We start from the raw sequence: 18,985 nt of genomic DNA on the forward strand, positions 1-18,985 counted from the left end.
TTCGGACATGACGCTGGCGCAGCAGCCGCACACGCAGACGCAGACCCGGACGCACACGCACACGCTCACGCTGGAGGACAGGGCGGCGGGCTGCCTCGTCGGTGCCGCCGTCGGCGACGCCCTCGGCGGGCCGGTCGAGGGCTTCTCCCCGGACCAGATCGTGGAACGGCACGGCGGCCGGGTGCACGGCATCGTCGGCCCCTGGTACGAGGACTGGCGCACCGCCCGCCCCATCGCGCCGTACCACAAGGGCGACGGACACGTCACCGACGACACCCTGATGACCCACGCGCTGGTCCGCGTCTACGCGCGCGTACGCGACCACCTCGACGCCTACGCCGTCGCCGACCACCTGGTCCCGGACCTGATGTCCACGCCCCGCTGGATCCCGGAGCTGGAGGCCGAGGCCCTCCCCCTCCAGCGGATCTTCCTGGCCGAGAAGTGGATCGTGGCGCGGCTGCACTACGGCCACGTCGACCCGCGCGAGGCGGGAGCCGGGAACATCGTCAACTGCGGCGCGGCGATGTACATGGCACCGGTCGGCATCGTCAACGCGGGCAACCCGGCGGGGGCGTACGCGGAGGCGCTGGACATCGCGGGGGCGCACCAGTCCTCGTACGGACGGGAGGCGGCCGGGGTGTTCGCGGCGGCGGTGGCGGCCGCGTGCGCGCCGGGCGCGACCGCCACCACGGTGGTGGACACGGCGCTGGCCCTGGCCAAGGACGGCACGCGCGCGGCGATCGCGGCGGTGGCGGAGGCGGCGGCCGGCCTGCGGGACGTCGAGTCGGCGGTGGTGCCGCTGCGGGCGGCGGTGGCGCCGTACGACACGGTCGGCCCGGACTACCGGGCCCCCTCGCTCGGCGCCCGCCGCCCGTCCCGCCTGCACGCGATCGAAGAGCTTCCGGTCGCCCTCGGGATGCTCCTGATCGCGGACGGGGCGTACGAACCGGCGGTCCTCGGCGCGGTCAACTACGGCCGGGACTGCGATTCGATCGCGACGATGGCGGGGGCGGTGGCGGGCGCGCTGGGCGGGGCGGCGGCCGTCCCGCCGGCGTGGTCGGAGCGGGTGGCCGGGGCCAGCCGGCTGGACCTGCAGGCGCCGGCGGCCACGATGGCGGAGGTGGCCCGCGAGGTCTTCACCCGGGACGTCGCCCGCCGCCGCACCCACGAATCGGCCTTCACCACCCTGACGGCCCCCCGATGACCCCCCGAACCCCGCCCCCGCCGGCCACCCCGGCCCCCGGCCACGCGGCCGACGGACGGCCCCACCCGTGGGACACGCCGGCCGGCGCCCCCACGGCCCCGGCGCCGGCACCGGCACCGGCACCGGGCACCGGGTCCACGCACCCGGACGCCGCCCGGGGCCACCCGGCCCCGGCGGAGCCCCGTGCCCACGGCGAGGAGGGGGCCGTCCGGCTCACGTGGGCGCAGCCCGAGGACCTGATCGGGCACGAGTTGCGCCGGGCCGCCGAGGACGGCCGTGATCCGGAGCCGTACCGCCGGGCGTGGCTGGCCGCGGGCGGTGCGCCCGCGCCCGACCGGGCCGGGGCCTCACCGGTCCCGGCACCGCCCGCCCTGCGGGCCCTGGCCGAGCGGCTGCTGACCGGCCTGGAGGCCGTCCCCTCCCCCTGGGCGGACGCCGAACCGCTGGCGCTCGACGCCATCGCGGCCGCGTGCGGCGGCCGGGCGGAGTCGTTCTCCCCCACCGCGAGCCCCCACGAGGCGGACCGCACCCCGACCGGACCCGTGACCACGGGCCCAGGCGCCCCCGCCCGGAACCGGGCGGGCGACCGGGGCCGGGCGGAGCCCGGTGAGGCGGGCGGCCCGGGCGGGGCCGGGGGCCGCTGGGGGGAAGGGCTGCGGCGGCGGCTGGAGGCGGCGTGGGTCGGGCGGGCCGTCGGGTGCCTGCTCGGCAAGCCCGTCGAGAAGGTGTCCCTCGACGGGATCCGGGCCCTCGCCCGCGCCACCGGCAACTGGCCGCTCGACGACTGGTTCACCGCCCGCGGCGTCCCCGCCGCCACCCTGGCCGCCCACCCCTGGAACCGCCGTTCCGCCGCCACCTCCCTCGCCGAGAACATCGACGGCATGCCCGAGGACGACGACCTCAACTACCCCCTCCTGAACCTCCTGCTCCTCCAGCGCCACGGCAAGGACTTCCGCACCGCCGACGTCGCCCGCCTCTGGCTCGACGAGCTGCCGGCCGGCCGTACGTTCACCGCCGAGCGCGTCGCGTACCGCAACCTGCTGCTCGGGCTGGAACCACCGCACACCGCCACCCACCACAACCCCTTCCGCGAGTGGATCGGCGCCCTCATCCGCGCCGACGTGCACGGCTGGACCAACCCCGGCCAGCCGTGGCGCGCGGCGGCGCAGGCCTACCGGGACGCCACCCTCACGCACACCGCCAACGGCGTGTACGCGGCCATGTTCACCGCCGCCGCCCTCGCCGAGGCGGCGACCGGCACCGCCGACGTGCACGCCGCGCTGCGCGCCGGGCTGGCCGTCGTACCGCCCGCCTCGCGCCTGGCCGAGGCCGTGACGTACGGCATCGGTGCCGCCACCGCCGCCGATCCCGCCCCGGCCGGGTTCGACCACGTCGTGGACGCCCTGCACCACCGCTACGGGCACTACCACTGGGTGCACGCGGTCCCCAACACCGCCCTGATCGCCGCCGCCCTCGCCCACGCCGACGGGGACTTCACCCACTCCGTCTGCCGCGCCGTCTCCGGCGGCTGGGACACCGACTCCAACGGTGCCACGGCCGGTTCCCTCGCCGGGCTGCTCGCCGGGGCGCCGGAGAACGTCCCCGCCCGCTGGACCACCCCGCTGAAGAACCGGCTCGCCACCACCGTCCCCGGCTTCGACGGCATCGGCTTCGACACCCTCGCCCACCTCACCGCACAGGAGGCAGCTCGCTCATGACGGCCATCGCCGTGCTCGGCAGTACCAACATGGACCTCGTCGCCTACGTCCCCAAGGCCCCCCGCCTCGGGGAGACCGTGGCAGGCCGCGAGTTCCGCACCGTCCCCGGCGGCAAGGGGGCCAACCAGGCGGTCGCCGCCGCCCGCGCGGGCGGCGAGGTGACCATGATCGGGGCGGTCGGCGCCGACGAGTTCGGCGTACGGCTGCGCTCCGCGCTCGCGGCCGCCGGCGTCGAGACGGCCGCCCTGCGCACCGTCGAGGGTGCCAGCGGCACCGCCCACATCACCGTCGACGACGAGGGCGGCAACGCCATCATCGTGATCCCCGGGGCCAACGGCCGCCTGACCGCGCTGGAGGCCGGCGACGAGACCCGGATCGCCGCGGCCGACGCGCTGCTGCTCCAGCTGGAGGTCCCGCTGGGCGTGGTCACCGAGGCCGCCCGCGCGGCCCGCGCGCACGGCGTACGGACGGTCCTGACCCCCGCGCCCGCCCAGCCGCTGCCGCCCGGGCTGCTCGCCGCCGTCGACCTGCTGGTGCCCAACGAGCACGAGGCCGCCGCCCTGACCGGACTCACCGATCCGCACCAGGCGGCCGAGGCGCTGCTGCGGCAGGTGCCCGAGGTGGTCATCACCCTCGGTGCGGCCGGCTCCCTGTACGCCGCCCGCGGCCGGCGGCCGGTCGCCGTCCCGGCGCCGCGCGTACGGGCCGTGGACACCACGGCCGCCGGGGACACCTTCGTCGGGGCGCTGGCCGTGGCCCTCGGCGAGGGCCGGGCGATGCCGGAGGCCCTGGCGTGGGCCTCGGCGGCCGCGGCGCTGTCGGTCCAGCGCCCGGGCGCCCAGGACTCGATGCCGGCCCGCCGCGAGACGGACGCCGCCTACGCCCGGACCCTCGCCGAGGGACGGGAGCCCGCCTCCGAACACGGCCCGGCGCAGGAGCCCGCCTCCGGACACGGCCAGGCACGGGAGCAGGCCCCCGGACACGGCCCGGCGGCGCAGGCCCAGGGGCCGGGCGGGGCGTCGGCGTCATGAGCGCGGCCACCGCCCGGCCCGACACGCGACCCGACGCCCGGTCCGGCCCCACGCCCGGCACCGCAGCCGACACCGCAGCCGACACCGCCCCCGGCACCGGCACCGGCCCTCTCCACGGCCTGCGCGTCCTCGACCTCGCCACCCTCTTCGCCGGCCCCCTGGCGGCGACCCTGCTCGGCGACTTCGGGGCCGAGGTGATCAAGGTCGAGCATCCGGAGCGGCCCGACCCCTCCCGCGGGCACGGCCCCGCCAAGGACGGCGTCGGCCTGTGGTGGAAGCTGCTCGGCCGCAACAAGCGGACCATGACCCTGGACCTGTCCACCCCCGGCGGCCGGGACACGCTGCTGCGGCTGGCCGCCACCGCCGACGTGGTCGTCGAGAACTTCCGCCCCGGCACCCTGGAGAAGTGGGGCCTGGGCTGGGCGGAGCTCAGCGCCGCCAACCCCCGCCTGGTCCTGGCCCGCGTCACCGCCTTCGGCCAGGTCGGCCCGTACGCCCGCCGCCCCGGCTTCGGCACCCTCGCCGAGGCGATGAGCGGGTTCGCCGCGATCACCGGGGAGCCGGACGGACCGCCGACCCTCCCCCCGTTCGGGCTCGCCGACTCCATCGCGGCGCTGACCTGCGCGTACGCCGTCATGACGGCCCTCGCCGGCCGCGACCGCACCGGGCAGGGCCAGGTGGTCGACCTGGCGATCATCGAACCGATCCTCACCGTCCTCGGCCCGCAGCCCCTCTGGTACGACCAGCTCGGCTACGTCCAGCCCCGCACCGGCAACCGGTCGGCCAACAACGCCCCGCGCAACACCTACCGGTCCGCCGACGGGCGCTGGCTGGCGGTCTCCGCCTCCGCGCAGTCGATCGCCGAACGCGTGGTGCGGCTGGTGGGACGGCCGGAGCTGATCGCCGAACCGTGGTTCGCGACCGGCTCCGGGCGGGCCGCCCACGCGCACGTCGTGGACGAGGCGGTCGGGTCGTGGATCGCCCGTCACAAGGCGGAGGAGGTGACCGCGGCGTTCGAGGAGGCCCAGGCGGCGGTCGCGCAGGTCTACGACGTACGGGACGTGATGGCCGATCCGCAGTTCGCGGCCCTGGACACGCTCACCGAGGTCGAGGACCCGGAACTGGGCCCGCTGCGGATGCAGAACGTCCTCTTCCGCCTCTCCGGGACTCCCGGCGGGATCCGCTGGGCCGGCCGCCCGCACGGCGCGGACACCCACGCCGTCCTCGCCGAACTCGGACTGTCCGAGGCGGAGATCACCGCCCTGCGCGGGGAGGGTGCGCTGTGATCCTCACCTGGCTGTACGTCCCCGGGGACCGCCCGGCGGTGGTGGCCAAGGCGCTGGGCGCGGGCGCCGACGCGGTCATCGTGGATCTGGAGGACGCGGTTCCGGCGTCGCGCAAGGAGTACGCCCGCGCGGCCACGGCCGAGCTGCTGACCGCCCGCACGCCGGTCCCCGTCCACGTCCGGATCAACGCCCTGGAGTCGCCCTGGGCGGGCGCCGACCTCACCGCGCTGGCGGGGCTGCGCGGCCTGGCGGGGCTGCGGCTGCCCAAGATCAGCGAGCCGCGGCAGATCGCCACGGTGGCGGACCGCTCGGGCGGAGTCGCCCTGTACGCGCTGCTGGAGAGCGCGCTGGCGGTGGAGCGCGCGTACGACATCGCCCGCGCCCACCCGGCCCTGCACGGCCTGGCCCTGGGCGAGGCGGACCTGCGGGCCGACCTGGGGGTGAGCGCCGAGGCGGGCCTGGACTGGCCGCGCTCGCGGGTGGTGGTGGCGGCGCGGGCGGCGGGGCTGGCACCGCCGGCGCAGTCCGTGTTCCCCGACATCCGCGATCTGGAGGCGCTGGAGGTGTCCTGCGCACGGGGGCGGGCGCTGGGGTTCCTTGGGCGGGCGGCGATCCACCCGCGCCAGCTGCCGGTGATCGAACGGGCCTACCTGCCGCGTCCGGAGGAGGTGACGGCCGCCGAGGAGATCGTCACGGCGGCCCGCCGCACCCCGGGAGCGGTGGCCCTCCCGGACGGCCGCTTCGTCGACCCGGCGGTCGTGGCGGCCGCCCACCGCACCCTGTCCCTCCACCACCGCACGCTCGTGCACTGAGCAGCGGACAGGGCGCGGCCGGGGCACGCGCCGCCGAGTACGACGCAGGGGGTGCCGCGTGATCGCGGCACCCCCTGCGCAAGACCTCTGGACCTCGTGAGACCTCGTGAGACCGGTCAGAGCTTCTTGGCCGTCCCGGCCCCGCCGTCGGCCTTGGCACCATCCGCCTTGGCACCGGCCGCCTTGGCACCGGCTGCCTTGGCACCGTCCGCCGCCGGGGCCTCGCCCTTCGGCTTCGCGGAGTCGCGCTTCCGCTTCGTGGAGTCGCGCTTCGGCTTCGCGTCGTCCGCCGGCCGTTCCGGTTCCACGATCTCCTCGCGTCCCGGCCGCAGCTTCGCCGACAGGACGAAGTACGCCACCGCCGCCGTGAAGACCACGATCGACGTCCAGACGTTCAGGCGCAGGCCCAGGACGTGGTGGGCCTCGTCCACGCGCATGTACTCGATCCAGCCGCGGCCCGCGCAGTAGCCCGCCACGTACAGGGCGAACGCCCGGCCGTGGCCCAGCTTGAAGCGGCGGTCCGCCCAGATCACGAGCAGCGCCACGCCGATGCACCACAGCGACTCGTACAGGAACGTCGGGTGGTAGGTGCCCGCGACCCGGTTCGGGCCCTCGCTGATCTTCAGCGCCCACGGCAGGTCGGTGGGACGGCCGTACAGCTCCTGGTTGAACCAGTTGCCCCAGCGGCCCGCCGCCTGGGCCAGCGCGATGCCGGGGGCCAGGGCGTCCGCCCAGGCCGGCAGCGGGATGCCGCGGCGGCGGCAGCCGATCCAGGCACCGACCGCGCCCAGCGCGATCGCGCCCCAGATGCCGAGGCCGCCCTCCCAGATCTTGAAGGCGTCGACCCAGTTGCGGCCCTCGCCGAAGTACAGCTGGTAGTCGGTGATCACGTGGTAGAGGCGACCGCCGACGAGGCCGAACGGCACCGCCCACACGGCGATGTCCGCCACCGTGCCCGGCTTGCCGCCGCGCGCGATCCAGCGCCTGTTGCCGAGCCAGACGGCGATGAAGACACCGATGATGATGCAGAACGCGTAGCCGCGCAGCGGGATCGGTCCGAGATGGATCACGCCGGTCGACGGGCTGGGAATGTAAGCAAGGTCCATGGCAGACCCGACGCTACCCTGCCGGGCGGTGGGCACCGCAACCCGCCCGGCAACCTGTAACCAGAACGTCAGCTGCCGCTGCCCTTGGCGGCGGCCTCCACCTTCTCCTTGAGTTTCTGCGGCGTCAGCGGATTGGCCTGGTCACCGAAGATGTCGGCGCCGTTGAGCTGCACCGTCGGGGTGCCGCGGAACTTGCCGCCGCGGAAGGCCTCCTGCGACTTGCCCACCCAGCTCTTGTGCGTGCCGTCCGCCACGCACGCGCGGAAGGCCGGGGTGTCCAGCCCCTCCACCTTGCCCGCGAGCTCCAGCAGCCTGGCGTCCTTGGCGTAGGCGTCGTCGATCTCCTGCGGCTGGTTCATGAAGAGCACATCGTGGTACGCGGAGAACTTCCCCGCGTCCTGCGCGCAGGCCGCCGCGTTGGCCGACCGCAGGGAGCCGCTGCCGCCCATGTTCCCGTCGATCAGGGTCACCAGGTGGTAGTCGACCTTGAGCAGCCCCTTGGCCTCCAGCTCGTGGATGGTCGTGCGGTAGGCGTCCTCGAAGGACTTGCAGGCGGGGCAGCGGAAGTCCTCCCACACCACCAGCGTGGACTTCGCGTCGTCCTTGCCCGTCCGGATCGCGAGCGCGTCCTTGCCGGTGGCCCCGGAGGGGGCGACGACCGGGCCCGCCGCGTCCTTGCCGCCGTCCTTGCCGGCGTTGGCCGCGATCACGCCGACGACGGCCGCCAGGCCCAGTACGCCGATCACCGCGCCCGCGACGATCAGGGTCCGCCGCCGCTTGTCCCGGGTCTTCTGCCGCTCGCGCTCCACCTGGAGCCGCTCGCGGGCCGATCGTTTCGCATCGCGGTTCGCACCGTCGTTCTTCTCGCTCACGTCCCGCCAAACGAAGCGGGGAGGCACCCCAGTGCCTCCCCGCTCCCACAACCACCCGATCGGGCTACAGAACCCTCCCGGGGGAACAGCCGTGCGTCAGCTCCTGCGCACGCCGCGGGCGAGGTCGCCCGCCAGGGCCCGTACGGCGGCCAGCCCGGCCGGCAGGTCCGGCGCGTCCAGCAGCAGCTTGACGAAGGCCGAGCCGACGATCACGCCGTCCGCGAAGCCGGCGACCTCCCGGGCCTGCTCGGCGTTGGAGACGCCGAGCCCGACGCACACCGGGAGCTCGGTCGTGCGGCGGGTGCGCGTCACGAGTTCCGCGGCCTCGGCGCCGACCGAGGCGCGGGTGCCGGTGACACCCATCAGCGACGCGGCGTAGACGAAGCCGCTGCCCGCCGCGGTGATGGTCGCCAGGCGCTCGTCCTTGCTGCTGGGAGCCACCACGAAGACGGTCGCCAGACCGTGCTTCTCGGCGTGCTCGCGCCACAGCGCGGACTCCTGGACCGGCAGGTCGGGCAGGATGCAGCCGGCGCCGCCGGCGGCCGCCAGCTCCTCGGTGAACCGCTCGACGCCGTACCGGTCGATCGGGTTCCAGTACGTCATCACGAGCACCGGAGCGCCCGTGGCGGCGACCGCCTCGCGCACGGTCCGCATCACGTCGGCGATCTTCACGCCGCCGCGCAGCGCGATGTCGTCGGCGGTCTGGATGACCGGGCCGTCCAGGACCGGGTCGGAGTGCGGCAGGCCGACCTCGACGATGTCGGCGCCGCCCGCGAGGACGGCCTTGGCCGCCTCGATGCCGCCGTCGACGGTGGGGAAGCCGGCCGGGAGGTAGGCGACGAGGGCGGCACGGTCCTCGGACTTCGCCTTGGCCAGGGTGTCGCTCAGCAGCTGGATGTTGCCCGTGGTCACTTCGACTCCCCCTCGGCCCCGCCGTCGTAGAGCCCGAAGTAGCGGGCCGCCGTGTCCATGTCCTTGTCGCCGCGGCCGGACAGGTTGACGATCAGCAGACCGTCCTTGCCCAGCTCCTTGCCCAGGTCGAGGGCGCCCGCGAGGGCGTGCGCCGACTCGATGGCCGGGATGATGCCCTCGGTGCGCGAGAGCAGCCGCAGCGCCTGCATGGCCGCGTCGTCGGTGACCGCGCGGTACTCCCCGCGGCCGCTGTCCTTGAGGAAGGCGTGCTCCGGGCCGATGCCCGGGTAGTCCAGACCCGCCGAGATCGAGTACGGCTCGGTGATCTGGCCCTCCTCGTCCTGCAGGACGTAACTCCGGGAGCCGTGCAGGATGCCCGGCTCGCCCGCGGTCAGGGTGGCCGCGTGCTCGCCGGTCTCCACGCCGTGCCCGGCGGGCTCGAAGCCGACCAGGCGGACGTCGGCGTCCGGGATGAAGGCGTGGAAGAGGCCGATGGCGTTGGAGCCGCCGCCGACGCAGGCCGCGACGGCGTCCGGCAGCCGGCCGGCGCGCTCCAGGATCTGGCGGCGGGCCTCGACGCCGATGACGCGGTGGAAGTCGCGGACCATCGCCGGGAACGGGTGGGGACCGGCGACCGTGCCGAAGAGGTAGTGGGTGCGGTCCACGTTGGCGACCCAGTCGCGGAACGCCTCGTTGATGGCGTCCTTCAGGGTCCGCGAGCCGGACTTCACCGCGATGACCTCGGCGCCCAGCATGCGCATCCGGGCCACGTTCAGGGCCTGGCGCTCGGTGTCGATCTCGCCCATGTAGACGGTGCAGTCGAGGCCGAAGAGGGCGCAGGCGGTGGCGGTGGCCACGCCGTGCTGCCCGGCGCCGGTCTCGGCGATGACCCGGGTCTTGCCCATCCGCTTGGTGAGCAGCGCCTGGCCCAGCACGTTGTTGATCTTGTGCGAGCCGGTGTGGTTGAGGTCCTCGCGCTTGAGGAAGATCCGCGCGCCGCCGGCGTGCTCGGCGAACCGCGGCACCTCCGTGAGGGCGCTGGGACGTCCCGTGTAGTTGACGAGGAGGTCGTTCAGCTCGGCCGCGAAGGCCGGGTCGCCCTTGGCCTTCTCGTACTCGACGGCCACCTCGTCCACGGCGGCGACGAGCGCCTCCGGGATGAACTTGCCGCCGAAGTCGCCGAAGTAGCCCTCGGCGTTGGGGACGCGACCCTCCGGGTCGGGAATGAAGAACTCGCTGGACATGGCCAGTAACTCCTACGGAAGCGACGGTTGGTTGCACCGTATTGCGCCGTCGGCCCGTGCCGGTCGCGCCCCGCTGAGGCGCGGGCGGTGCACGGGCGGAGCGGTCCGCGTCCGGGGCCGGGCGGCCCGGGGTACGCGGGACCGGGCACTGCCGCGGTTCACGCCGCGCGGGTTCCGCGTGACGTGGGGTGCGACGTGCCTACGGCGCGCCTGCGCGGCGCCATCGCATGCCGTTGACCTGGCCGGGTTCGGAGCCGATCACGTACCGCACCCGGCGGCCCAGCACGCGGCGGGCCGGCGCCCGGCAGCCGCGCGGCTTGCAGCCGCGGGCCAGGGGCGCGTGCGGGTCGCGGGCCGGGGTCCCGCCGGCCGCGGGCACGCCGACCGGACCGGGGTGCACGGCACCCCGGCTGCGGCGGCCTGCGCGGCGGACGGCGGACACGGCGTGGCTCAGCTCCGCCCGTGCCGCAGGGCGGGGTGGGCGCCGGCGGCGACCAGGTCGGCCACGGCGGCCTTGGGGTCACGGCCGGTGACCAGGGACTCTCCGACGAGGACGGCGTCGGCGCCCTCGTTGGCGTAGGCGATGAGGTCGTGCGGACCGCGGATGCCGGACTCGGCGACCTTCACGATGCCGGCCGGGATCTCCGGGGCCACCCGCTCGAAGGTGGAGCGGTCGACCTTGAGGTCCTTGAGGTTGCGGGCGTTGACGCCGATGATCTTGGCTCCGGCGGCGACCGCGCGCTCGACCTCCTCCTCGTCGTGGACCTCGACGAGCGGTGTGAGCCCGATGGAGTGGGCCCGCTCGATGAGGGAGACGAGTGCCTCCTGCTCCAGGGCCGCGACGATCAGCAGCGCGAGGTCGGCGCCGTAGGCACGGGCCTCCCACAGCTGGTACGCGGTGACGATGAAGTCCTTGCGCAGGATGGGGATGTCCACCCGGGCACGGACTGCTTCCAGGTCGGCGAGCGAACCGCCGAAGCGGCGCTGCTCGGTCAGGACGGAGATGACGGCCGCGCCGCCCGCCTCGTAGTCGGCGGCGAGCCCGGCCGGGTCCGCGATCGCGGCCAGCGCGCCCTTGGAGGGGCTGGAGCGCTTGACCTCGCAGATCACCTTCACGCCATCGCCCCGCAGGGCCGCGACGCCGTCCTTGGCCTGGGGCGCCTTGGCGGCACGCTCCTTGAGCTCGTCGAGGCTCACGCGGGCCTGCCGTTCGGCAAGGTCTTCGCGGACCCCTTCGATGATCTCGTCGAGCACACTCACGCGAGCGGCCCCCTTCCGGGTCGGTCGGGCTGGTTCAAGGTCAGCAATCAAATGGTATCCGCAGGAGGCCTCGCGCTCCGCACGCGGTTGACGGCGTCCCATTACCTGGACACCTGGAATCGGAGCTTCCTACGAGGGCGCCGCGAGGCTCCTGCGACGGAACTACGAGGGAGCCGCGAGGCTCCGCGCGGACCCGGGGATTCCGCCCGGTCCGCCGGGGACGGGCCGCGGCCTCAGGGCGCGAGGGCGGACCCGAAGGGGAGGTTGCGGACCACCGCGAAGGCCAGGACCAGGGTCCCGGTCACCCACCACCACACGGGGGTGAGGGTGATGCGGGGCGTGGGCCCGCCCCGGTGGGCGCGCACCAGCCACAGCAGCACGAAGCCCGCGAAGACGACGTAGCCGAGGACCGCGACGGCGTTCGCCCCGAAGGCGGTGGGCAGATCGCCGTGGGCGAACGCGTGCGCGCTGCGCAGTCCGCCGCAGCCGGGGCACAGGATCCCGGTCAGCCCCAGGAGCGGGCACACGGGGTAGTGGCCGGGCTCGTTCGGGTCGACCCGGGCGACGTACGCGAACGCCGCGACCGCGGTGGCCAGGGTCAGGGCGGGGGCGGCCAGCCGCCGGGCCCGCGAGGGCGGCCGTACGTCGGGGACGGCCGAGACGGCGGGGACGGCCGAGACGTCGGCCGCGGAGGGGACGGCGGCTGCGGAGGGGCGCGCGGGCGGGGGCGTGCGAGGGGCGTCCACCGGGTGATTGTCTCCGCTCATGACAAAAGGCGCAGCCCGACGGGCCGCGCCTTTCGGGGATCGTCGCGCCGTCAGGCCTTGGCGGCGGCGATGACCTTGGCGAGGTCCTCGTGGGCGGGCTTCTTGGCGCCCATGCCCGCGGCCCTCATCGCCATGCCGACGACACCACCGAGGGCGACGACGACCATGCCGGCCCAGAACCCCAGCGGGTTCGCCAGCACCATGAAGGCGCCGGAGATGCAGAAACCGATGAAGGCGATGGTGACACCGGTCCAGGCGGCCGGGGTGTGTCCGTGGCTGCTGCCCGCCATGAGTAGCTCCTCGTTGCTCTGTCGAACGTGCTGTGTCGACGCTCGGGGCCCATTGTCCCGTACCCGGGGACGGGACGGATCAGCGGGTCGGGTCCTCGCCGCGGTCGAGGGCCTTCCACAGGTCTTCCGGACGCTCGGGGTCCACCACCACGGGCCTGCCGCCGCGCGCGCCGCCGGCTCGCTCGTAACGGCCGCCCATCGCGGGCCAGGCCCGCCCGAAGCGCAGGGCCAGCAGCCCGGCGGCCAGGATCAGCACGGCGCCGGTGGCCGTGACGTACGGCCAGGCCGTATGGGTGATGCCGGCCACCGTCGCCGCCGTGTCGGCGGTCGTACGGGCGGCCGCGGCGTCCAGCGCCTCCCGGTCGAAGGCGCCGGCCACGGCCGCCAGGGCGGCGCCCAGGCCGCTCAGCGCCAGCAGGGCGGCGACCAGCAGCCGGCCCTTGCCGCGTACGGCGAACACGGCGACCAGCGCCGCCAGGCCGACGATGGCCAGCGCGGCCGGGACACCGGTGACCGCGCGGCCGTCGGCCGTCAGCGGCAGCGCGCCGCCGCCGACCCCGGCGGTGCCGTGCGCCCAGGTCCGGCCGGAGGCCAGCAGGACGACCGCGGCGCCGAGCGCGCCGAGCAGCAGGGCGACGGCCACGCTGCGCCGGCCGGCGCGCGCGGAGGAGGGCTCTTCGGTTCGGGGCAGGGGTACGGCACTCACGTACCCCACTATCCCCCGGGGCCCCGGCCGCGCGGTAGCCGGGGCGGGCTCAGTGGCCGCGCAGCCGGTTGGCGGCGCCGACGGCCCGCAGCACCGCGGCGGCCTTGTTGCGGCACTCGGTGTCCTCGGCGACGGGCTGGGAGTCCGCGACGACGCCGGCTCCGGCCTGCACGTACGCCGTCCCGTCGCGCAGCAGCGCGGTGCGGATGGCGATGGCGGTGTCGGAGTCGCCGGCGAAGTCGAGGTAGCCGACGCAGCCGCCGTACAGGCCGCGGCGGGAGGGCTCCAGCTCCTCGATGATCTGCATGGCGCGCGGCTTGGGGGCGCCGGAGAGGGTGCCGGCGGGGAAGCAGGCGGTGAGCACGTCGAAGGCGGTCCTCCCCTCGGCCACGCGCCCCGTCACGGTCGAGACGATGTGCATGACGTGCGAGTACCGCTCGATCGACATGAAGTCGACGACCTCGACCGAACCGGGCTCGCAGACCCGGCCGAGGTCGTTGCGGCCGAGGTCGACGAGCATCAGGTGCTCGGCGCGCTCCTTGGGGTCGGCCATCAGCTCCTCGGCGAGCTCGTGGTCCTCCTGCGGGGTCGCGCCGCGGTGGCGGGTGCCGGCGATGGGGTGGACCATGGCCCGCCCGTCCTCGACCTTGACCAGCGCCTCCGGACTCGACCCGACCACGTCGAAGCCGTTCTCGAAGCGGAGGAGGTACATGTACGGGGACGGGTTGGTGGCCCGCAGCACCCGGTAGACGTCCAGGGCCGAGGCCGTGCAGGGGGCCTCGAACCGCTGCGAGGGCACGACCTGGAAGGCCTCGCCGGCGCGGATGCGCTCCTTGATGTCCTCGACGGCCGCCTGGTACTTCTCGCCGCCCCACAGCGCGGAGAACTCCGGCAGCTCGGAGGCGGGCAGCGGGGTCGGGGTGTACGGGGCGGGCCGCGCGAGGTCGGCCTCCATGGCGTCGAGGCGGGCCACCGCGTCCGCGTAGGCCTCGTCGACGCCGGTGTCGAGGTCGTTGTGGTTGATGGCGTTGGCGATCAGCAGGACCGTGCCGTCCCAGTGGTCGAGGACCGCCAGGTCGGAGGTGAGCAGCATGGTCAGCTCGGGCAGCTGGAGGTCGTCGCGGCCGTGCTCGCCGATCCGCTCCAGGCGGCGCACGATGTCGTACCCGAGGTAGCCGACCATGCCGCCGGTGAAGGGCGGCATGCCCGCGGCGAGGTCGCGGGGGGTGTGCAGGGCCTCGACGGTGGCGCGCAGGGCGTCGAGCGGGTCACCGGTGGTCGGGACGCCGACGGGCGGGGTGCCGATCCAGTGCGCCTGGCCGTCGCGGACGGTCAGGGTGGCGTCGGACCGCACCCCGATGAAGGAGTAGCGGGACCAGGAGCGCCCGTTCTCGGCGGACTCCAGCAGGAAGGTGCCGGGGCGTTCGGCGGCCAGCTTGCGGTAGAGCCCGACGGGGGTGTCCCCGTCCGCCAGCAGCTTGCGGCTGACGGGGATGACACGGCGGTCACCCGCGAGCTTGCGGAACGTCTCGAGATCCATGCGTTGGGACCTTACCTATTCGGCGTCGGCGGCGAGCGGAAGGACGTCGGCGTCGAAGCAGGTGCGGGCCCCGGTGTGGCAGGCCGCGCCGACCTGGTCGACCTTCACGAGCACGGTGTCGGCGTCGCAGTCGAGGGCGACGGACTTCACGTGCTGGAAGTGGCCGGAAGTGTCCCCCTTGACCCAGTACTCCTGGCGGCTGCGCGACCAGTAGGTGCAGCGGCCGGTGGTCAGCGTGCGGTGCAGGGCCTCGTCGTCCATCCAGCCGAGCATGAGCACCTCACCGGTGTCGTACTGCTGGGCGATGGCGGGCACCAGGCCGTCCGGGGAGCGCTTGAGGCGGGCGGCGATGGCGGGATCGAGGTGGCTGGATCGCGGGGACGTACTCATGCGGGCCATTGTGCCGCGCGGGAGCGGTGGGTACGGGACACTGTCCGCCTGATGAGCGGGCGTACGGCGGGTTCCGGCCGTAGGCTTGCGGGCATGTCGACCCATGCGAAGCGTGAACGCCTGCTGCTGGCTGACCTGTTGGAGGGGGCCGGGCCCCAGGCTCCCACGTTGTGCGAGGGCTGGCGGACGACGGAACTGGCGGCGCACGTCGTGGTGCGCGAGCGGCGGCCGGACGCGGCGGGCGGGCTGCTGCTGAACGTGCTCAAGGGCCGTCTGGACCAGGCGATGGCGGAGTACGCCGCCAAGCCGTACGAGGAGCTGATCGAGCTGATCCGTACGGGGCCGCCGAAGATGTCGCTGTACGCGCTCAAGCAGATCGACGAGGCGGCGAACGCCGTCGAGTTCTTCGTCCACGCCGAGGACGTGCGCCGGGCGCAGCCGGACTGGAACCCGCGCGCGCTGGACCCGGTCTTCTCGGACGCCCTGTGGTCCCGCCTGGAGAAGCTGGCCCGCCTGACCGGGCGGCGCTCCCCGGTGGGCCTGGTCCTGCGCCGCCCCGACGGGCGCACGGCGGTGGCGCGCAAGGGGACGCCGGTGGTGACGGTGACGGGTGAGCCGGGCGAGCTGACGCTGTTCTGCTTCGGCCGCCAGGACGCTGCCGCTGTGGAACTCGACGGTCCGCAGGACGCGGTAGCCAAACTGACCTCGGCAAAGCTAGGCCTCTAACGGCCCCCGGGCCCCAACGCGGACTCCGCCCCCGCGCCTCAAACGCCGGCGGGGCTGGGGTGGTGCCCGGCGGCGCTGGAGGGGGTGTCCGGCGGGGCGGGAGCGGACGCCCGGTACGGCCGACCCTGCGGGGGCTCCGCCCCCACACCCCCGCGCCTCAAACGCCGGCGGGGCTGGAATCGGGCCCGGCGGCGCTGGAAGGGTGCCCAGGGGAGCTGGACGTTTGCCCGCCGTTGGGCTGGGATGCCGCGCAGCGGCATTTCCAGCCCGCGCGGCGTTTGAGCGCACGGGCGCGAAGCGCACGTATGGGGGCCCGGGGGCGCAGCCCCCGATCTTCGAGCCCGCCGGGCACCACTCCAGCCCCGCCGGCGATTGAGGCGCGGGGTCCGGGGCGGCGTCACGGGCGAGCGACGTGCAGCGGGTCAGCGGACCGGGTGGCCCGCTTCGCGTAGGGCCGACTTGACCTCCGAGATCCGCAGGTCGCCGAAGTGGAACACCGACGCCGCCAGCACCGCGTCCGCCCCGGCCGCCACCGCGGGGGCGAAGTCGGCCAGGCGGCCCGCGCCGCCCGAGGCGATCACGGGGACGGTCACGTGCTTGCGGACCGCCGCGATCATCTCGACGTCGTAGCCGTCCTTCGTGCCGTCCGCGTCCATCGAGTTCAGCAGGATCTCGCCGGCGCCCAGGTCCGCGGCCCGGTGCGCCCACTCCACCGCGTCCATGCCGGTGCCCTGCCGCCCGCCGTGCGTGGTGACCTCGAAGGAGCCGGACGCCGTGCGGCGGGCGTCCACCGACAGGACGAGGACCTGGCGGCCGAAGCGCTCGGCGATCTCCCGGATCAGCTCGGGGCGGGCGATGGCCGCGGTGTTCACGCCCACCTTGTCCGCACCCGCCCGCAGCAGCTTGTCGACGTCGTCGGCCGTGCGGACGCCGCCGCCGACGGTCAGCGGGATGAAGACCTGCTCGGCGGTGCGGCGCACCACGTCGTAGGTGGTCTCGCGGTTGCCGGAGGAGGCGGTGATGTCCAGGAACGTCAGCTCGTCGGCGCCCTCGGCGTCGTACAGCTTCGCCATCTCCACCGGGTCGCCGGCGTCCCGCAGGTTCTGGAAGTTGACGCCCTTGACGACCCGGCCGCCGTCGACGTCCAGGCAGGGGATCACCCGTACGGCCAGGGTCATGACGTTGCTCCTCGGTAGGCCTCGACCTCGACCTCGACGACCATGCTCGGGTCGACGAAGCCGGAGACGATGATCATGGACGCGGCGGGCCGGACCGCGTCGAACAGTTCCTTGTGGGCCCGGCCGACCTCGTCCACGTCCCGGGCGTGCGTGAGGTACATCCGGGTGCGGACCACGTGCTCGGGGCCGAGACCGGCCTGCTCCAGCGCCTTGAAGGCGACGCCGAAGGCGGTGACGGTCTGGTCGTACGGGCCGCCGGCGTCGCCCGCGGTGCAGCCCGAGACCAGGACCAGGCCGTTGGAGAGCTGCACGGCGCGGGAGTAGCCGATGACGTCCTCGTACGGGCCGCCCGAGGAGATCCGCCGTACGCCGGGGGTGCTCGCGGGCGTGCTCATGCCGAGACCACCGCCAGCGCCTCCTGGAGGGTGAACGCCTTGGCGTACAGCGCCTTGCCGACGATCGCGCCCTCGACGCCCTCGCCGACCAGGCCGGACAGGGCCCGCAGGTCGTCCAGCGAGGAGACGCCGCCGGAGGCGACGACGGGCCGGTCGGTGGCCGCGCAGACGTTGCGCAGGAGTTCGAGGTTGGGGCCGGTGAGGGTGCCGTCGCGGCCGATGTCGGTGACGACGTAGCGGGCGCAGCCCTCGGAGTCCAGGCGGGCCAGGGTCTCGTACAGGTCGCCGCCCTCGCTGGTCCAGCCGCGGCCCTTGAGCGTGGTGCCGCGGACGTCGAGGCCGATGGCGATCCGGTCGCCGTACTCGGCGATGGCCTTGGCCGCCCACTCGGGGGTCTCCAGGGCGGCGGTGCCGAGGTTGACGCGGGTGCAGCCGGTGGCCAGGGCCGCGGCGAGCGTGGCGTCGTCGCGGATGCCGCCGGACAGCTCGACCTTGATGTCCATGGCGCGGGTGATGTCGGCGACCAGCGCGCGGTTGTCGCCGGTGCCGAAGGCGGCGTCGAGGTCGACGAGGTGGAGCCACTCGGCGCCGGCCGCCTGCCAGGCCAGGGCGGCCTGGAGCGGGGAGCCGTACGAGGTCTCGCTGCCGGACTCGCCGTGGACGAGACGGACCGCCTGGCCGTCGCGGACGTCGACCGCGGGGAGGAGTTCCAGCTTCGCTGCGGGCTCGGTCATCACAGGGTCTCGATCCAGTTGGTGAGGAGCTGGGCGCCGGCGTCGCCGGACTTCTCGGGGTGGAACTGGGTGGCCCACAGGGCCCCGTTCTCCACCGCCGCGACGAAGCGTTCGCCGTGGGTGGCCCAGGTGACCCGGGGAGCTCGGATCACCGGGTTGGTGACCTCCAGGCTCCAGTCGTGGGCCGCGTAGGAGTGCACGAAGTAGAACCGGGCGTCGGCGTCCAGGCCGGCGAAGGCCTGGCTGTCGGCCGGGGCCTCGACGGTGTTCCAGCCCATGTGGGGGACGACCGGGGCCTTGAGCGGGCCGACCGTGCCGGGCCACTCGTCGAGGCCTTCGGTCTCGACGCCGTGCTCGATGCCGCGCTCGAAGAGGATCTGCATGCCGACGCAGATGCCCATGACCGGGCGGCCGCCGGAGAGCCGGCGGCCGATGATCCAGTCGCCGCGGGCGTCCTTGAGGCCCTGCATGCACGCGGAGAAGGCGCCGACGCCGGGGACGAGGAGTCCGTCGGCGTCCATGGCCTTGTCGTAGTCGCGGGTGATCTCGACGTCCGCGCCGACGCGCGCGAGGGCGCGCTCGGCGGAGCGGACGTTGCCGAAGCCGTAGTCGAAGACGACGACCTTCTTGGTGGGACCGGCTGTGCTCATTCCCAGATTCCTTGGATCCGCAGGACTCCGGCGACCAGACACATCGCGGAGCCGATGGCGAGCAGCACGACGACCGACTTGGGCATCTGCTGCTTCTGGAAGGAGTAGACGCCGCCGGCCAGGAAGAGGCCGACGACGATGAGGACGGTGGAGAGGCCGTTCAC

Annotated in this window: 22 protein-coding genes; 6 read left to right on the plus strand and 16 right to left on the minus strand. The window is 74.6% G+C overall.

Annotated features, from left to right (window positions below):
- Positions 1-7: 7 nt before the first annotated feature.
- From ACZ6KO_RS09110 to ACZ6KO_RS09130, 5 genes are read left to right on the plus strand one after another with little or no spacing between them, the layout of a single operon-like run.
- Positions 8-1,204: an ADP-ribosylglycohydrolase family protein gene (locus tag ACZ6KO_RS09110; RefSeq protein ID WP_469302105.1), complete on the plus strand. Its 1,197-nt coding sequence runs from the start codon at positions 8-10 to the stop codon at positions 1,202-1,204.
- On the plus strand, positions 1,201-2,922 hold the full coding sequence (locus tag ACZ6KO_RS09115; protein ID WP_469302107.1) for an ADP-ribosylglycohydrolase family protein: 1,722 nt from the start codon (positions 1,201-1,203) through the stop codon (positions 2,920-2,922). The genes ACZ6KO_RS09110 and ACZ6KO_RS09115 overlap by 4 nt, the downstream gene beginning before the upstream one ends.
- The gene (gene rbsK, locus ACZ6KO_RS09120; RefSeq protein WP_469302109.1) at positions 2,919-3,953 is read left to right on the plus strand and encodes a ribokinase; all 1,035 of its coding nucleotides are present in this window, start codon (positions 2,919-2,921) and stop codon (positions 3,951-3,953) included. The genes ACZ6KO_RS09115 and rbsK overlap by 4 nt, the downstream gene beginning before the upstream one ends.
- A complete protein-coding gene (locus tag ACZ6KO_RS09125; RefSeq protein ID WP_469302111.1) occupies positions 3,950-5,239 on the plus strand; it encodes a CaiB/BaiF CoA transferase family protein in 1,290 nt (429 codons plus the stop codon). The genes rbsK and ACZ6KO_RS09125 overlap by 4 nt, the downstream gene beginning before the upstream one ends.
- Entirely contained in the window at positions 5,236-6,051 is an 816-nt protein-coding gene (locus ACZ6KO_RS09130) for an HpcH/HpaI aldolase/citrate lyase family protein (protein WP_469302113.1), read from the plus strand. The genes ACZ6KO_RS09125 and ACZ6KO_RS09130 overlap by 4 nt, the downstream gene beginning before the upstream one ends.
- Before the next feature lie 116 nt (positions 6,052-6,167).
- On the opposite strand, the gene lgt is transcribed toward ACZ6KO_RS09130, so the two are convergent.
- The 11 genes from lgt to hisI form a co-directional block, all read right to left on the minus strand.
- Positions 6,168-7,157: a prolipoprotein diacylglyceryl transferase gene (lgt, locus tag ACZ6KO_RS09135; protein WP_469302115.1), complete on the minus strand. Its 990-nt coding sequence runs from the start codon at positions 7,155-7,157 to the stop codon at positions 6,168-6,170.
- 68 nt (positions 7,158-7,225) lie between these two features.
- Positions 7,226-8,029: a DsbA family protein gene (locus ACZ6KO_RS09140; RefSeq protein ID WP_469302117.1), complete on the minus strand. Its 804-nt coding sequence runs from the start codon at positions 8,027-8,029 to the stop codon at positions 7,226-7,228.
- A gap of 96 nt (positions 8,030-8,125) precedes the next feature.
- Entirely contained in the window at positions 8,126-8,941 is an 816-nt protein-coding gene (gene trpA / locus ACZ6KO_RS09145; RefSeq protein WP_469302119.1) for a tryptophan synthase subunit alpha, read from the minus strand.
- On the minus strand, positions 8,938-10,185 hold the full coding sequence (gene trpB, locus ACZ6KO_RS09150; protein ID WP_469302121.1) for a tryptophan synthase subunit beta: 1,248 nt from the start codon (positions 10,183-10,185) through the stop codon (positions 8,938-8,940). Before trpB ends, trpA begins: the two co-directional genes overlap by 4 nt.
- Positions 10,186-10,384: 199 nt before the next feature.
- Entirely contained in the window at positions 10,385-10,585 is a 201-nt protein-coding gene (gene trpM, locus ACZ6KO_RS09155; protein ID WP_401448270.1) for a tryptophan biosynthesis modulator TrpM, read from the minus strand.
- Positions 10,586-10,635: 50 nt separating this feature from the next.
- Positions 10,636-11,445: an indole-3-glycerol phosphate synthase TrpC gene (gene trpC, locus ACZ6KO_RS09160; RefSeq protein WP_401447658.1), complete on the minus strand. Its 810-nt coding sequence runs from the start codon at positions 11,443-11,445 to the stop codon at positions 10,636-10,638.
- Positions 11,446-11,678: 233 nt separating this feature from the next.
- A complete protein-coding gene (locus tag ACZ6KO_RS09165; protein ID WP_469302125.1) occupies positions 11,679-12,191 on the minus strand; it encodes a DUF2752 domain-containing protein in 513 nt (170 codons plus the stop codon).
- Positions 12,192-12,262: 71 nt separating this feature from the next.
- Complete coding sequence (locus ACZ6KO_RS09170; protein WP_401447662.1) at positions 12,263-12,502, minus strand: HGxxPAAW family protein; 240 nt, start codon at positions 12,500-12,502, stop codon at positions 12,263-12,265.
- 79 nt (positions 12,503-12,581) lie between these two features.
- On the minus strand, positions 12,582-13,217 hold the full coding sequence (locus ACZ6KO_RS09175) for a TIGR02234 family membrane protein (RefSeq protein WP_469302127.1): 636 nt from the start codon (positions 13,215-13,217) through the stop codon (positions 12,582-12,584).
- Between the two features lie 40 nt (positions 13,218-13,257).
- Positions 13,258-14,748: an anthranilate synthase component I gene (locus ACZ6KO_RS09180; protein ID WP_469302129.1), complete on the minus strand. Its 1,491-nt coding sequence runs from the start codon at positions 14,746-14,748 to the stop codon at positions 13,258-13,260.
- 15 nt (positions 14,749-14,763) lie between these two features.
- Positions 14,764-15,138 (minus strand): phosphoribosyl-AMP cyclohydrolase, encoded by a 375-nt coding sequence (gene hisI / locus ACZ6KO_RS09185; protein WP_401447670.1) that lies wholly within the window; start codon positions 15,136-15,138, stop codon positions 14,764-14,766.
- 93 nt (positions 15,139-15,231) lie between these two features.
- Here hisI and ACZ6KO_RS09190 point away from each other — a divergent pair, with 93 nt between their 5' ends.
- Positions 15,232-15,864, plus strand: coding sequence for a TIGR03085 family metal-binding protein (locus ACZ6KO_RS09190; RefSeq protein WP_469302132.1), 633 nt, complete (start codon positions 15,232-15,234; stop codon positions 15,862-15,864).
- A gap of 422 nt (positions 15,865-16,286) precedes the next feature.
- Here ACZ6KO_RS09190 and hisF read toward each other — a convergent pair whose 3' ends face one another.
- Genes hisF through ACZ6KO_RS09215 form a run of 5 tightly spaced genes read right to left on the minus strand, consistent with a single transcriptional unit; the run spans position 16,287 to position 18,985 of the window.
- The gene (gene hisF, locus ACZ6KO_RS09195; RefSeq protein ID WP_469302134.1) at positions 16,287-17,042 is read right to left on the minus strand and encodes an imidazole glycerol phosphate synthase subunit HisF; all 756 of its coding nucleotides are present in this window, start codon (positions 17,040-17,042) and stop codon (positions 16,287-16,289) included.
- Positions 17,039-17,437, minus strand: a complete 399-nt coding sequence (locus ACZ6KO_RS09200) for a RidA family protein (RefSeq protein WP_469302137.1) — start codon at positions 17,435-17,437, stop codon at positions 17,039-17,041. Before ACZ6KO_RS09200 ends, hisF begins: the two co-directional genes overlap by 4 nt.
- Positions 17,434-18,171, minus strand: a complete 738-nt coding sequence (gene priA / locus ACZ6KO_RS09205; protein ID WP_469302140.1) for a bifunctional 1-(5-phosphoribosyl)-5-((5-phosphoribosylamino)methylideneamino)imidazole-4-carboxamide isomerase/phosphoribosylanthranilate isomerase PriA — start codon at positions 18,169-18,171, stop codon at positions 17,434-17,436. The genes ACZ6KO_RS09200 and priA overlap by 4 nt, the downstream gene beginning before the upstream one ends.
- A complete protein-coding gene (gene hisH, locus ACZ6KO_RS09210) occupies positions 18,171-18,821 on the minus strand; it encodes an imidazole glycerol phosphate synthase subunit HisH (protein ID WP_401447686.1) in 651 nt (216 codons plus the stop codon). Before hisH ends, priA begins: the two co-directional genes overlap by 1 nt.
- Complete coding sequence (locus tag ACZ6KO_RS09215; RefSeq protein ID WP_401447688.1) at positions 18,818-18,985, minus strand: hypothetical protein; 168 nt, start codon at positions 18,983-18,985, stop codon at positions 18,818-18,820. The genes hisH and ACZ6KO_RS09215 overlap by 4 nt, the downstream gene beginning before the upstream one ends.

The organism is Streptomyces sp. NPDC042102, assembly GCF_055582305.1.